The following is a 15,780-nucleotide window of genomic DNA, read 5'->3' as shown; positions in this document are numbered from 1 at the left end:
AAACTCCTTTATTTATCCAAATTTCCTTCCAATAAATCTACTGAAACTAAGGCTGATACACCTTTTTCCTGCATTGTAATACCATATAATCTATCAGCACATCCCATTGTTCCTCGTCTGTGTGTAACAACAATAAACTGTGTATTTTCTGTAAGTTTATGCAAATATTCCGCAAATCTAATTACATTTGAGCCATCTAATGCAGCTTCAATTTCGTCAAGAAGACAGAATGGAGATGGCTTTAAATTCTGAATTGCAAACAAAAGACAAATTGCCGTAAGTGCTTTTTCTCCACCTGAAAGCTGCATCATATTTTGAAGTTTCTTTCCAGGCGGCTGTGAAATAATATTAATTCCTGCATCAAGAATATCATCTGCTTCAGTAAGTTCAATAACTCCTGCGCCACCGCCAAATAATTCCTTAAATACCTTATCAAATTCAACCTGAATTTCAGCAAATTTTTCTTTAAACTGTTTTCGCATACCAACTTCTAATTCGTCAATAATTTTCAAAAGATTTTCTTTTGCACGCATTAAGTCTTCATGCTGTTCTTTCATAAACTGATATCTTTCGTTTATTTCCTTAAACTCTTCAATAGCATTTACATTTACGTCTCCTAACTCTTTAATCTGACGTTTTAAATTGGCAATGCTATTTCTAAGTTCGGCTTTATCATTTAGACTTTCATCTCTAAGTTCAACAGCATTTCTATATGTGATTTCATACTCGTTCCACATATAATTAATTTTTGTCTCATTCTTTTCCTGTAAATTTTCTTTTTGGCTGTTAAGTCTGTAAATTTCTTTATCTAATTGTGTTATTCTTGAAGAAAGTTCTTCTCTCTTATCGAAAAATTCTTTATGATCTTTATTCTGCTTTTCCTTAGCATTTTTAAGGTCTTCAATTTCTAAATTAAGCTTTTCAATAAGTTTACGTCCTTCTTCGATTTCCTTTGTTATGCCATCAATAGTTTCAATTCTAGCTGAAATCTCATTGTTGTTTTCACTTGAATTGTTTTTAATCTGTTCCAACTCATTCTTTAAATCTGAAATCTGATTATTGCTATTTTGAATCTTTTCGCATAAAAATTCATGCTTTTGCTTTAAACTTGAAATTTCAATATTAATCTCTTCTAACAACGACGTTTTTTCAACAAGCTTTGCATTTATAGAATCCATATTATTACTTTTTTGTTTAATAAGTTCTTCTAATTCGGAATTTCTATCTTCAACATTAGTAAGTTCTTTGTTAAGTTCTAAACTATTATTATTGATATTTCCGATTTCAGATGCAATATTTCCACTTTCAGCAGTATATTCCTGATATTCTGTATCAATGTTATTCTTTCTGTCTTTAGCTTGTTTTAAATTCAACTCCAATGTATTTTTTGCAATGTTCTGTTCCTGAAGTGCCTTATTAATTTTATCAAGTTCATCATTTAAAACACTTGTTTTACTTCTATTTTCTATTAAATTCTTATCAAGATTTTCTTTTTCATTCTTAAGGTCTTTTAATTTATTCTCAAGTTCTTCTATTTCTCTTCTTCTTCCTAACAGATTGCTGTTATTTTTGAATGCACCACCCGAAATAGAACCACCAATATTTAAATATTCACCTTCTAAAGTTACAATTCTTAAAGAATATCTATATTTACGTTCTAGTGCAATTGCGTTATCAATCGTGTCTACAACTACGACTTTTCCTAACAAATATTTAGTTACGCCTTCGTATTCTTTTTTTATTTCAACTAAATCACATGCAAGACCTAAAACACCTTTATCAGAAAATACATCTTCATTATTAAAGCCCGTTTTTTTAGTCATACTACTCAAAGGTAAAAATGTAGCTCGACCATATTTATTTTTCTTTAAATATTCAATTATTTCCTTAGCTGTTGTTTCTGTATCAGTTACTATATTCTGAATATTTCCACCTAAAGCTGTTTCAATTGCAACTTCATATTTCTTTTCAACTTTAATAATGTCAGCAACAACACCAATAATACCTTTCTTGTTTTCCTTTAATTCCATTACTTTTTTGATACTATTTCCATAGCCTTCATATCTTTCAGTAATGTTTTTTAAAGCTTCGAGATTTGATTTTGACTTATGATATCTTTCCTGGTTTTCAGATATTGACTTTGTTATTTTAGAATTTTCTACTCTTAAATCATTTAAGTCATTTCTATATTCTGAAACAGTTTTGTTTAATTCATCGATTAAATCGTTTACTTTATCTAACTCAGCTTTAAGTTCTTCTATTTTGCTTTCCTGATTTTCCTTTTCGCTTTGAAATTCTATAAGTTTTTGATTAAGTTGAGATTTTCTTATATTAATCTGTTCAAGCAATGTATCACATCTTTGCAATTTTGATTTAATCATTGACTTAGAATTTAATATTTCGATAATCTCGGCTTTATGCTCTGCAATTTCTTTATCAAAATTCTCAATTTCTTCTTTAATAACAGAAATATCAGTCGTTATTTCTGACTGCGATTTAATAGTTTCCTGAATTACATTTTCATTATCGTCTTTTTCTTTACATAATTCAGTCAAATCCTTTTCCTTTTTGGCTATATCTGAAGAAATAGCATTTACTCTTGTTGCAATAAACTCTTCGTTGTTTTTAGCTGAATTAATCTGTTCTTTAAGAACAAGAATTCTTCCTTCTAATTTTTCAATTTTAAGAACAGTATCTGTTGACATTGTTTTTTTGGCTTCAATTGAATTGTTTATTTCTTCCAAATCTGCTTCTAACTTAGTATACTGCTTCTTTATATTTTCAAATTCTTCATTTGAGGAATTCATGTCCGATGTTGCTATTTCAAGTTTTTTGTCTAAATCAGACAATCTGTTTTTAATATCTTCCATTTCGACTAAAAACATATTTACATCATATTTCTTTAAATCATCTTTAAAAAGTAAATATTTTTTAGCCTTTTCGCATTGTTTCTCTAATGGACCAACCTGGCGTTCAAGTTCTGCTAATATATCCTGAACTCTGACAAGATTCTGATTCTCATCGTCTAATTTCTTTAAAGCCTGATTCTTTCTTCTTTTAAATTTAACAATACCGGCTGCTTCATCGAATAATTCTCTTCTTTCTTCAGGTTTTCCACTTAAGATCTGATCAATCTGACCCTGCCCAATAATAGAATAACCTTCCTTACCAATACCTGTATCATAAAAAAGTTCATTTACATCTTTAAGTCTAACCTGAGTTCCATTAATCATATATTCACTTTCACCGGATCTGAATAATCTTCTTGAAACAGTTACTTCTTCATAATCAACATCTAATTTATGGTCAGAATTATCCAATGTAATTGCTACATAAGCGAATCCTAACGGTTTTCTGTTTTCAGTTCCGGCAAATATTACATCTTCCATCTTAGATCCACGAAGCTGTTTTACCTTCTGTTCACCAAGAACCCATCTCACAGCATCAGCAACATTACTTTTTCCTGAGCCATTTGGTCCAACAATTCCAGTTATACCATTATGAAATTCAAATTTAATTTTATTTGCAAATGATTTAAAACCATGTATTTCAATACTTTTTAAGTACATATTATTTCCTCTTATCCATAGATTTAAGCGCGACATATGCTGCCTGTTGTTCTGCAGCCTTCTTTGTTCTTCCTATGCCCTCACCTATAACTTGTTCTCCAAGCAATACCTGTGCAGTATAACTCTTATCATGATCAGGGCCTATTTCGTCTATTATTTTATATGACACTTTGCCAGCCTTAATCATATCTACTCTTTCCTGCAAAATTGTCTTACTATCAAAAAACAATTTTTTATTTTCAATGTCATTTAGCACAAATTTAAGCACAAACTCTTTAGCTTTGTCAAAACCACCATCTAAAAATATAGCTCCTATTAGTGCTTCTAATGCGTCTGATGTTACTGAATCACGATTTCTTCCTCCTGATTCATCTTCACCTTTTCCAAGATATAAAAAATCTCCAAGATTAATTTCTTTAGCATCTCTTGCAAGAGTGCCTTCACATACAAGACTTGCTCTAAGTCGTGTCATTTTTCCTTCCGGCATTTCATAATTCAAAAATAAAAACTCACTAGATACAAGTTCTAAAACAGCATCACCAAGAAACTCAAGTCTTTCATTGTCTTTAACTTTTCTATTTTTATGCTCATTAGCATATGATGTATGAGTTAAAGCATTAACTAATAACTTTTTATTATCAAATTCATATCCGATTACACTTTCTAATTTTTCATAATCTGAATTCATATTAACTCCTTTTTACACACAAAAGAAAAGGGTAATATCATTTTAGAGTGATATTGCACCTTTTCTAATGTACTTAAATAATTTTCATAGTCAAATATTATTTATTCATAACCTTTTTTATTGCTTCAAAAGCATCTCCGACTGTAACAATATTTTCAGCTCCGTTAGTTGGAATCTTAATATTAAATTCATCTTCAATGCTCATAATTATTTCTAAAACATCTAAAGAATCTGCACCTAAATCATCTGCAAATTTTGATTCCGGTGTGATTGTGCTTTCATCAATATCCAATACACTTGCTACTGCTTTATAAAGTCTTTCGATTTCCATTTTTAATTCTCCTTTTTAACTGCTAATTTTTTTGATATTTTATCATTTATATTCATTTCTTTAAAAGAAATGCACTGAATGATAGAGTTTTTCACTTCTATGGCCTTTGAATTTCCATGAGTCTTAACAACTAATCCTTTCAATCCAAGTAAAGGTGCTCCACCATACTGATCCATCTGAAATGTTTTCATAGTTTCTTTCAATTCTTTTTTTATAAGTAATGCACCGATTTTAGTTTTCAAACTTGTCATTAAAGTTCCTTTAACTTTCTTTAAAAGAACTCCACCAACACCTTCATACATTTTTAAAATAACATTTCCAACAAATGCATCACATACAACTACATCAGCTTTTCCTTCAGGAATTTCTCTTGCTTCAATATTGCCAATAAAATTAATACCTTCAAGATTACTTAACAACTGATACGTTTCTTTAGCAAGGTTATTTCCTTTTTCTTCTTCAGCACCAATATTTACTAAACCTACTTTTGGATTTTTAACCTTGCAAATATTTTCCATATATATAGAACCCATCTGTGCAAACTGAACTAGGTTAGAAGGCTTAGCATCAACATTAGCCCCACAGTCAATCAAAAGTGCTCCGCCTTTTTCCGTTGGAATAAGAGGTGCAAGAGGTGGTCTTTCAACTCCCTTAATTCGACCTACAATTACATGTCCTCCAACTAAAGTGGCTCCGGTACTTCCTGCTGATACAAGAGCATCGCATTCTCCATGTTTTACCATATACATACATTTAACAAGAGAGGAATCTTTTTTCGTTCTAATAGCTACTACCGGAGGTTCTCCTGTTTCAATAACTTCTGTAGCATTTACAACTTCAACTCTAGTCTTGTCATAATCATATTTCTCAAGTTCTCTGTTAACATCTTCCTGTCTTCCTACCATTTTAAGAAAAACATCTTTATTTTCTTTTAACGCTTCAATACCGCCTTTTATAATTTCACCAGGTGCGTTATCTCCGCCCATACAATCTAATGCAACTATTGTCTGTGACATAATTATTTCCTCCTTAAGCACATAAAATAACTATACTAAAATTATGTTTTAAAATCAAGCAAACTTGAATAAGACAACATAAAAATAAGGCTTCGCAGATATAAATATCCGCAAAGCCTTATTTTAACGCTTTCTCGTGCATAAACACGGACCATCCTAATTAGTCAACTGAAACGATTTCTTTCTTGTTGTATGATCCACATGCCTTGCAAACTCTGTGAGGCATCATTAAAGCTCCACATTTGCTACACTTTACAAGACCAGGAACTGACATTTTCCAGTTAGCTCTTCTCTTATCTCTTCTTCCTTTAGAAGATTTATTCTTTGGACAGATAGACATGGTTTACACCTCCTTAAACTGATTAAATACATCTAATATTTTCGACATTCTCGGATCTGGTACCGCAGTATCGCAGTCGCAGAATCCTTTATTGAGATTAGCGCCGCATCTATTGCAAATTCCCTTACAATCTTCTTTGCAGAGAACCTTCATCGGTAAGTTAACCAGAATCTCATTGAATACAAAAACCTCAGTATCAAAGACTGTTCCTTCAAGATAATTTTCCTCATCTAAATCGGCAATCTTCTCTTCTGCTGTTTTATTCATATCCATATCTTTGGTTGAATCAATATTTATTGTAAATGTGACCGGTTCAAGACATCTGAAACAAGGTGCTTCTATAATAACATTCCCAGTGCATTTAACATTGATATGTTTCTTTCCGGCGTTTGTAAATACAAACTTTACATCACTGTCAGTTATCTTATATTCAAACTTAGCAGCTAGAAATTTCTCCCTTTCAACTTTAGTCTGAACTTTTTTAGTTCCTTCTTCTTTCTGTAATATCTCTATCAAATCAATTAACATAACTTGTTTCTCCCTAAAGACACCTTTACAATTATACATATATGGTATATTTTTGTCAAACACTTTTTTTATTTAATTATTTTGTGATTTGTTTACCAAATATGTTTATCATAGTTTCACAAAAATTTTCACTCAAAAACAATCAGCTATTATCTGTCTTATGATAAAAGTTCTAGAGTTTCTCTTGCTATTGCTAATTCTTCATTTGTTGGAATTACAAATACTTTTACTTTTGAATCAGGAGTTGAAATCATAATTTCTTCTCTTCTCTTTTCATTAGCCTTTTCGTCAAGAGACACACCTAAATATCCTAATTGTTCGCAAACCATCTTTCTTACAGCCTGATTATTTTCACCTACGCCTGCCGTAAATGCAATAGCATCAACACCATTCATTTCAGCTACATAAGCGCCAACAAATCTAACTACTGTATTTGCAAATACTTCTAATGCATTCTTTGCTACTTCATTTCCTTCTTCAATAGCCTTTGTTATATCTCTAAAATCACTTGATACTTCTGATAAACCTAAAACACCTGATTTTTTATTTAAAACATTAAGTACTTCTTTAACATTCATGTTTTCTTTTTCTGAAATAACTTCAACGATGCTTGGGTCAATATCTCCTGAACGTGTTCCCATAGCAACTCCTGCTAACGGAGTAAGACCCATACTTGTATCTATAGATTTACCATTTTCAACTGCGCATATACTTGCACCATTTCCTAAATGACAGACAATAGTCTTTAATTTATCATATGGCGTATCCATAATCTGAGCGACTTTCTTTGAAACATAACTATGAGATGTTCCATGGAATCCATATCTTCTTATCTTATATTTTTTATAATATTCATATGGAATAGGATACAAATAAGCTTTAGGAGGCATTGTCTGATGAAATGCTGTATCAAACACGACAACATTAGGTGTATCAGGCATTGCATTAATACAAGCTTTGATTCCTATTATATTAGCCGGGTTATGAAGAGGTGCCAAATCATTACATTCTTCAATCTTCTTAATAACTTCATCCGTGACAATAGTTGATTTTGAAAAATATTCTCCACCATGTACAACTCTATGACCAACTGCTCCAACTTCACTTAAATCTTTAATAACTCCTGTTTCTTTATTAAGTAATGAATCTATAACAATTTTAATAGCTTCATTATGTGTTGGCATTGAAACTTCTTTTTCCTGTTCTTCACCATTGTATGGTTCATATTCAATCTTACTTCCATCAATACCAATTCTTTCACACAATCCTTTTGCTAACACTTTCTCACTTACAGAATCAATTAATTGAAACTTTAATGATGAACTGCCACAATTAATTACTAAAACGTTCATTATTCCTCCTATTCCTGTCCTGCCTGAACCGCCGTGATTGCAACAACACCTACAATATCTTTTGCACTACAGCCTCTTGAAAGGTCATTTATAGGTTTTGCTATACCCTGGCACAATGGTCCATAAGCTTCTGCCTGTCCTAATCTCTGAACTAATTTATATCCAATATTTCCTGCATCTAAATCAGGGAATACTAAAACATTTGCTCTTCCGGCGACTTCACTATCCGGTGCTTTCAACGCTGCTACTTCAGGTACTACAGCTGCATCAGTCTGCAATTCTCCATCTATTAAAAATTGAGGATATTCTTTCTTTGCAATCTTTGTAGCTTCTACAACCTTATCAACATCAGGGTGAGCTGCACTTCCATATGTTGAATGAGAAAGCATTGCAACTCTTGCCTTTTCACCTACTAAATATTCAAATGACTCAGCACTGCTTGCTGCTATATCTGCTAATTCTGCTGATGTTGGATTCTGATTCAAACCACAATCACCCATTACAAATACACCATTTGCTCCTAATTCTTTATTAGGCACGCACATAACAAAGAAAGCTGACACTAATTTTGTGCCAGGTTTACTTTTTATAATCTGTAAAGCAGGTCTTAATGTATTAGCTGAGGAATGGCATGCTCCTGAAACAACGCCATCTCCATCTCCGCATTTTAACATCATACACGCAAAGAACATATAATCAGATGTCAAAATACCCAATGCCTGTTCTCTTGTCATTCCTTTTGCTTTTCTCAACTGAAAAAACCCTTCTACATATTCGGGTGTTTTTTCGCAAGTTCTCGGATTAATAATAGTTGCTTTTGATACGTCAGCACCGTCACTGTTTTCTTCAACTTCTTCCGGTGTTGCTAAAATAATTAAATCTGCAAACCCCTCTTTTAATATCTGCTCTGCAGCCTTATACGTTCTTTTGTCCATACCTTCTGGCAAAATAATTGTCTTTTTATTATTTTTTGCTTTTTCTTTCACTGACTCAATAAAATCCATCTATTTTCTCCTTTTTGTAAACTTCTAACATTATAACGTATATGGCTAATTTTCACAACAGAACATTCAATTTTTAGTATAATTTATTTAACAGTTTACATATTAAATAAAACAGTGATAAAATATTTAATAAATTAAGTTAGAAGGAATAAATTATATGAAAACTATAGGCATAATTGCTGAATTTAATCCATTTCACAATGGGCACGCATATTTAATAAAAAAAGCAAAAGAATTTACCGAAGCTGATCGTGTAATTGTAATAATGAGCGGAAATTTCGTTCAACGTGGCTGTCCTGCAATAATAAACAAATACGACCGCACTTTACATGCATTAGAAAATGGTTGTGACTGTGTTTTTGAATTACCCCCTGTATTTTCTACTGCTAGTGCTGAAACTTTCGCTAAAGCGAGTGTATATTTTCTCCATAATTTAAATTGTATCAATTATTTATGCTTTGGATGTGAAGACAACAATCTTGACTTACTAAAGTCGATTGCATCAATATTACATGATGAACCGGATGAATACAAAGCATCTTTAGCTTTGCATTTAAAAAGTGGAAATAATTACCCTGTTGCAAGACAAAAAGCATTAACTGATTATCTAATGTCAATCGATGTCAATTCGAACATAGCAGACGTTTTATCAAAACCTAACAATATATTAGCAATTGAATATATAAAGGCTTTAATCGAGTTAAATTCTCCAATAGTGCCTGTTGGAATTAACAGAGAAGGCTCAGGTTACAATTCAACATCACTTAACAGCTCATTTGCTTCAGCGAGTGGAATCAGAGAAGCTTTTACAAATGATGTAGCTTTAGACTCTATTGCAAATCACCTTTCAAAGGCTGCATTTTCATCTTTACTAAATGAAAAAGAGCAAAACTCTTTGATTAAATTAAATGATTTTTCGAGTATGTTAGGACTTACACTCTTAAATAATGATTCATTTGATAAATTCAACGATATAAATACAGATTTATCAAACAGAATACTAAATGAAAGAGCAAACTTTTACAGTTTTGAATCATTTATAGAAAAATTACAAAGTAAGAACTATACTTACTCAAGAATATCAAGGACATTAATGCATATTATGCTTAATATTCATTCAGAAGATATAGATTTTTATAAAAAAATTGGCTATTTACCGGTTGGTCGATTATTAGGATTTAAGAAATCCTCTTCAGATATACTTAAACATATCAAAGAAAACAGTAATGTCGATATAATTTCAAAATTATCAATCTATTACAAAACATCAACAGGAGATATAAAAAAGCTTTTAGATAATTGGCTTTATTGTGATTCAATTTACAGATTAGTTTATATGAATAAATCCGGAAAATATATGCCAACAGAATTTAATTATAAAATTATAATTATTTAGTTTCTAAAAAACATAGTTCTAGGCTTTAATTAGAGCAAAGTTTAGAACCTTTATATTTTTATGAAACGGTATAAAAAACTTCCCTAAACATCAAATAACGATATTTAGGGAAGTTTTTTTATAATATAATAACGCTAACGCAATATATTAGAATTAATTTAGTTTTTAAAACTATGAATTGGTGCTGGAATTCTTCCTGTTCTGTTTACAAAAGCATCACAAGAGAACTGGCTAACCGGCATAATAGGTGCATATCCTAATAATCCACCAAATTCTACCATTTCACCAACACCCTTTCCAATTACAGGAATAACTCTTACAGCTGTCGTTTTCTGATTAATCATTCCGATTGCTGATTCATCAGCGATAATTCCGGCAATTGTAGTTGACTTTGTATCCCCGGGTATTGCAATCATATCTAAACCAACTGAACATACGCATGTCATAGCCTCTAATTTTTCTATTGAAAGTGCTCCTTCTTTTACTGCGTCAATCATTCCCTGGTCTTCACTTACAGGGATAAACGCACCACTTAAACCACCGACATATGAAGATGCCATAACGCCACCTTTTTTAACCTGATCATTTAATAATGCTAATGCTGCAGTTGTTCCCGGAGCTCCGGCTCTTTGCAATCCAATTTCTTCTAATATATCAGCTACACTATCACCAATCGCAGGTGTAGGGGCTAAAGACAAATCAACAATACCAAATGGTACATTGAGTCTCTTAGAAGCTTCTTCTGCAACTAACTGACCCACTCTTGTTACTTTAAAAGCAGTCTTTTTAATTGTATCGCATAATACTTCAAAGTCTGCTCCACGAACTTTCTTTAATGCATGTCTTACTACACCAGGTCCACTTACACCGACATTAATAATGGCATCAGCTTCTGTAACACCATGAAATGCTCCAGCCATAAATGGATTATCATCCGGTGCATTACAAAATACAACTAATTTTGCACAACCAAGAGAATCCTGTTCTTTTGTATATTCTGCAGTTTCAAGAACAATTTCACCCATAAGTCTGACAGCATCCATATTAATTCCTGTTTTTGTAGAGCCAACATTAACTGAACTGCATACCCTTTCTGTCTCTGCTAGTGCTTTAGGAATTGAACGAATCAAATTTTCTTCTGCCGGTGTCATACCTTTAGATACCAAAGCTGAATATCCACCTAAAAAGTTAACTCCAACTTCCTTTGCTACTTTATCAAGTGTTTTTGCAATTGTAACAAAATCATCAGGAGTTTTACATGCGCTACCACCAATCAATGAAATAGGAGTAACTGAAATTCTTTTATTTACAATAGGAATTCCAAATTCCTTTGCAATGTCATCACCTGTTTTTACTAAATCTGATGTATATTTTTTAATTTTGTTATATATATTATTATTTAATGTCTCTAAATCATCACTAATACAATCTAACAAACTGATTCCCATAGTGATTGTTCTTACATCAAGATTGTAATTTTCAATCATTTTGTTAGTTTCTTTTACTTCAAATAAATTAATCATGATTCCTCCATTAAATTCTATGCATACTATTAAAAATGTCTTCGTGCTGCATCTTTATTGAAACGCCAATATCATCACCTATTTTTTCAAGATCATCTGCAAGTTTATCTGCAGGCTGGCTGGCATTATTACAATCTACAATCATCATCATATTAAAATAATCCTGTACAATTGTCTGTGAAATGTCAAGAATATTTACAGAATTATCTGCTAAATATGTACATACCTTTGCAATAATACCTACTGTATCTTTTCCCACAACAGTAATAATAGTTTTTTTCATTTTATGCCTCCTAAATTAAAATTCAATATGGCAAGAAGGTTCAGTTCTACTTGCCACCTGTATACTGATATCATCAGCACAATAATTACCATCAGCCATATTTATTTCATTTCTGATTGTTTCATATGCCAATTCAGGCAAATTATTTTCTTTACTTAAATGACCAAGAATTACTTTCTTAAGTCTGTCAGATATAATTTCATTTAACAAATTGCCGCATGTCTCATTTGATAAATGACCTTTATTTCCCCATATACGTCTTTTAAGTGCATATGGATAAGGACCTATCTGTAACATATTAATATCATGATTTGATTCAATTAATACTGCATCAAGTCCTTTTAAATTACCAATTATGTAATCATCATACATCCCCATATCTGTCGCCACAGCCATTGATTTCCCATCAGAATCAAATCTGTATGCAACCGGTTGTGCCGCATCATGCGATATCGAAAATGGAGTAACTAATGTACTTCCCATATAAAAATCTTTATTTTCTTCAATTTCATTAAACAAATTCCTATCAATCGTTCCAACCTTACTGTCTTCAAGTATCTTTGATATGGTTCCTTTTGTAGCATATATTGGAATATGATATTTTCTCGATACAACGCCTAATCCGGAAATATGGTCAGAATGTTCATGTGTTATAAGTATACCATTCACTTCTTCTAAACTGCTTCCGTATTCACTCATACCTTCTTCAATTCTTTTTTTACTTATCCCAGCATCTACAAGTAACTTTACATCGTTATTTTCATACAAAAGACAATTTCCCTTGCTGCCACTGGCTATAGAACTAAATTTCATAGCAATCCTCTTCTTTTGAAATCTTCTTTGTACATTCTATTGTATTTTTATATATATTTCAAGTTCTATTTCATTCCATTAAGCTATATAATAAATAAAAAAATGAAAAAAAGCTTTGTAAAATATTTTGAATTAATTTGTTGTCTGCTTTGTATCTTATTTATCATTCTACTTCCAAAAGAAACTATCTTAGGCGTGAAAACAGGCATCAATCTTGTATTATACTCAATGATTCCTTCGTTGCTGCCGTTTATTTTAATCATCAACATTCTTATAAAAAAAAAACTATGTAATATTATTTCCAAATTCTTTTATCCAATATTAAAACACATTTTTAAGGCAAGCCAATTTAGTTCATTTATTATAATATGTGGATTTTTAAGTGGATATCCTTTAGGGTGTAAAACAATATTCGAAGGATTAAAAAACAATCTAATTTCCGAAGACGAGGCAAAAAAACTATTAACATTCTGTAATAACCCAAGCATTTCTTATGTAATTAACTACGTATCATATCTTTGCCTCGATTCTTATTTTAAAAATTCAATAGTTATAATGTTTATTTTTTTGCCGCCTATAATTACAGGTATAATTAATTCTCATTTATTTTTTAGCAAACAACAAGTCAACATATGTAATACTGACAATAATTCATCCATTTCAGTGCTAAACAACACGGTTTCATCTTTAATTAAAATTGGAATGTACATAATCATATTCACAACTATAAATGCATGGCTTTCTATTTTTATAAGCAACGATAATATACCATTAAATATTATTACTTCGTTTATGGAAATAATATCCGGTTCAAAATATGTAAGTCAATTATCGCTTTCAACTATACACAAATTATTTACCTTATGTATTTTTTCTATTACAGGTGGAATATGCATTTTTATTCAATCCATATCTTTTCTTCCTAGTAAATCATACATAAAATATTATATTATCGGAAAAATTGAATCACTTTTAATATTTTGCATATTGTTTTATATATATTTCAATTACAAAACCATTTTTAATTTCATAATAAGTTTACTATAAATCAATTTAAGCACTTTATTTTTAACAGATAGTATTTATTTAACAATGTAATTTATAGATTCAAATAAATTTTTATATTAATCATAAAAATCTTAGTTTTCTCTCTTCCTTGTCTTAAAGAATTTTTACTTATTAAAAAGCAGGCAAATTATCGCTTTGATAGCGAAAACATTGCCTGTTTTTTTACATTTTTATTATATTATTTATCTAAATCAACTGTATAATCATCAACGTCATCTGCAACTTCAGGAGCCTGTGGTTCAGGTTCTTCACCACTTAATTCTCTTCTGCTTTCAACAACAACATCTAATGAACCATTTAATGCATTCATCATTGTATCCTGAATATTCTGGAAATTATTCATGCCTGTTGTAAGAATTCCCTGAACATTATTTAAGATATCATCTGTGTACTGCATTGCATTCATTCTTACAGAATTAGCTTCATTTGTAGCAGAATCCAACATTTCCTGTGCCTGTTTCTGAGCACTTTCAATTATTGAATTAGCTTCTTTATATGCCTGTTGCATAATTTCATGCTCGCTAACTAACTGATTAATATGTGCTGTTGCTTCAGCAACCATATTTTCAGCTCTTTCTTTAGCGTCATTTAAAATAGCATCTTTATTTGCAATTATCTTCTGATATTTTTTAATTTCATCAGGTGTTCTAAGTCTTAATTCAGCTAACATTTCATCTATTTCATCTTTGTTAACCATAATTACTGATGAAGACAATGGCTTAAATTTACATCCATCAATATATTCTTCAATTTCTGTAATGATTTGTTCAATCTTGCTCATCTTATCTATCTCCTTTATTTTTCATTAATTTATTCTTTACTTCTATTACGACATTTGGTGGAACAAATTTACTAATATCTGCTCCGAAATATGCAGCTTCCTTAACTGTACTCGAGCTAAGATACGCATACTCCAAACTTGTTGTAAAAAATATTGTATCTACTTCATTATTTAAAACACTGTTCGTCTGCGACATCTGAAGTTCATATTCAAAATCTGTAACCGCACGTAAGCCTCTTACGATTAGTTGTGCATCAACTTTTTTTGCGAAGTCAACCAACAGACCCTCAAATGACATAACCTTAACATTTGGCAAGTCCGATACAGCATCATTTAACATTTTAACACGATTTTCTACAGAAAACAACGGCGTTTTTGATTTATTATTCAATACTCCGACAATTAACTCGTCTACTATTTTAGATGCTCTTTTAATTACGTCTAAATGTCCATATGTAACAGGATCAAAACTTCCCGGATAAATTGCTCTTACCATACTATTCACCACACAATTGTATAAAAACATGTTTATTTGTTTTATACACCTTTTCTTTAATTATTTTATAACCCATGTCTTCTAAATAATCAAACTCTGTTTCATTAGAAGCTTCTACAATAATAATGCTTTCATTCGAAATTAAGTTGGACTCTTTAAGATAATTCAATACATCTTTTTCAAACAAATGATTATATGGTGGATCCATAAATACAATATCAAAATGTTCACCGACATTATCTAATTGTTTTATAGCACTTTCTACTGTTGTAAACATAACCTTCGAAACATCTTCAAGTTTTGTATATTTTAAATTATACATTATACAATCGTATGCCCGCCTGTTATTTTCTACCAAAACACATTTTTTCGCTCCTCTGCTTGCAGCTTCAATTCCAATTCCACCACTTCCACTAAACAAGTCTAAGAAATAACATCCCGGAACGCAATTATTTATTACATTAAACATCGTTTCTTTTGTTCTATCCTGTGTTGGTCTTGTATTCATTCCTTCAATTGTTTTCAATTGCAATCTTCTTGCTTTTCCCGCAATTACTCTCATATCATCTCCAAAGCCAAAATCTTATATCTT

15 protein-coding genes are annotated in these 15,780 nt (G+C 31.1%); 1 reads left to right on the top strand and 14 read right to left on the bottom strand.

Annotated elements, in window-relative coordinates; translation table 11 throughout:
- Nucleotides 1–8: 8 nt before the first annotated feature.
- The 8 genes from smc to pta all read right to left on the bottom strand — a co-directional run bounded on the left by smc (nt 9) and on the right by pta (nt 8,828).
- The gene (smc, locus tag N5B56_RS09455; protein ID WP_260978801.1) at nt 9–3,569 is read right to left on the bottom strand and encodes a chromosome segregation protein SMC; all 3,561 of its coding nucleotides are present in this window, start codon (nt 3,567–3,569) and stop codon (nt 9–11) included.
- A gap of 1 nt (nt 3,570) precedes the next feature.
- Complete coding sequence (gene rnc, locus N5B56_RS09450; RefSeq protein ID WP_022088389.1) at nt 3,571–4,257, bottom strand: ribonuclease III; 687 nt, start codon at nt 4,255–4,257, stop codon at nt 3,571–3,573.
- 97 nt (nt 4,258–4,354) lie between these two features.
- Nucleotides 4,355–4,588, bottom strand: a complete 234-nt coding sequence (gene acpP, locus N5B56_RS09445; RefSeq protein ID WP_022088388.1) for an acyl carrier protein — start codon at nt 4,586–4,588, stop codon at nt 4,355–4,357.
- Between the two features lie 2 nt (nt 4,589–4,590).
- Complete coding sequence (gene plsX, locus N5B56_RS09440) at nt 4,591–5,604, bottom strand: phosphate acyltransferase PlsX (protein WP_260978800.1); 1,014 nt, start codon at nt 5,602–5,604, stop codon at nt 4,591–4,593.
- A 160-nt stretch (nt 5,605–5,764) separates the two neighbouring features.
- Complete coding sequence (rpmF, locus tag N5B56_RS09435; RefSeq protein WP_022088386.1) at nt 5,765–5,944, bottom strand: 50S ribosomal protein L32; 180 nt, start codon at nt 5,942–5,944, stop codon at nt 5,765–5,767.
- Nucleotides 5,945–5,947: 3 nt separating this feature from the next.
- Nucleotides 5,948–6,472, bottom strand: coding sequence for a YceD family protein (locus tag N5B56_RS09430; RefSeq protein ID WP_167553896.1), 525 nt, complete (start codon nt 6,470–6,472; stop codon nt 5,948–5,950).
- Between the two features lie 158 nt (nt 6,473–6,630).
- Complete coding sequence (locus N5B56_RS09425) at nt 6,631–7,824, bottom strand: acetate/propionate family kinase (protein WP_260978799.1); 1,194 nt, start codon at nt 7,822–7,824, stop codon at nt 6,631–6,633.
- A gap of 8 nt (nt 7,825–7,832) precedes the next feature.
- Nucleotides 7,833–8,828, bottom strand: a complete 996-nt coding sequence (gene pta, locus N5B56_RS09420) for a phosphate acetyltransferase (RefSeq protein WP_117909470.1) — start codon at nt 8,826–8,828, stop codon at nt 7,833–7,835.
- Nucleotides 8,829–8,985: 157 nt separating this feature from the next.
- Between pta and N5B56_RS09415 the strand changes: the two genes are divergently transcribed.
- A complete protein-coding gene (locus tag N5B56_RS09415; RefSeq protein WP_260978798.1) occupies nt 8,986–10,224 on the top strand; it encodes a nucleotidyltransferase in 1,239 nt (412 codons plus the stop codon).
- Between the two features lie 158 nt (nt 10,225–10,382).
- Here the strand turns inward: N5B56_RS09415 and N5B56_RS09410 are convergent, their stop codons facing one another.
- From N5B56_RS09410 to rsmD, 6 genes are all read right to left on the bottom strand, one after another.
- The gene (locus N5B56_RS09410) at nt 10,383–11,747 is read right to left on the bottom strand and encodes a PFL family protein (protein ID WP_022088382.1); all 1,365 of its coding nucleotides are present in this window, start codon (nt 11,745–11,747) and stop codon (nt 10,383–10,385) included.
- A 10-nt stretch (nt 11,748–11,757) separates the two neighbouring features.
- Complete coding sequence (locus tag N5B56_RS09405; protein WP_022088381.1) at nt 11,758–12,030, bottom strand: ACT domain-containing protein; 273 nt, start codon at nt 12,028–12,030, stop codon at nt 11,758–11,760.
- 15 nt (nt 12,031–12,045) lie between these two features.
- Complete coding sequence (locus tag N5B56_RS09400) at nt 12,046–12,843, bottom strand: MBL fold metallo-hydrolase (RefSeq protein ID WP_118565120.1); 798 nt, start codon at nt 12,841–12,843, stop codon at nt 12,046–12,048.
- A gap of 1,246 nt (nt 12,844–14,089) precedes the next feature.
- Nucleotides 14,090–14,692, bottom strand: a complete 603-nt coding sequence (locus N5B56_RS09395) for a hypothetical protein (protein WP_022088378.1) — start codon at nt 14,690–14,692, stop codon at nt 14,090–14,092.
- A gap of 1 nt (nt 14,693) precedes the next feature.
- Nucleotides 14,694–15,188, bottom strand: a complete 495-nt coding sequence (coaD, locus tag N5B56_RS09390) for a pantetheine-phosphate adenylyltransferase (RefSeq protein ID WP_117909476.1) — start codon at nt 15,186–15,188, stop codon at nt 14,694–14,696.
- 1 nt (nt 15,189) lies between these two features.
- Nucleotides 15,190–15,750 carry a 16S rRNA (guanine(966)-N(2))-methyltransferase RsmD gene (gene rsmD / locus N5B56_RS09385; protein WP_117909478.1) on the bottom strand — a complete coding sequence of 187 codons (561 nt, stop codon included), beginning with the start codon at nt 15,748–15,750 and terminating at the stop codon, nt 15,190–15,192.
- Nucleotides 15,751–15,780 lie beyond the last annotated feature (30 nt).

Origin of the sequence: Eubacterium album (assembly GCF_025336545.1) — a bacterium.
GTDB classification, from domain to species: domain Bacteria; phylum Bacillota; class Clostridia; order Lachnospirales; family Lachnospiraceae; genus Eubacterium_U; species Eubacterium_U album.
This window is presented reverse-complemented; position numbering and strand designations above follow the sequence as displayed.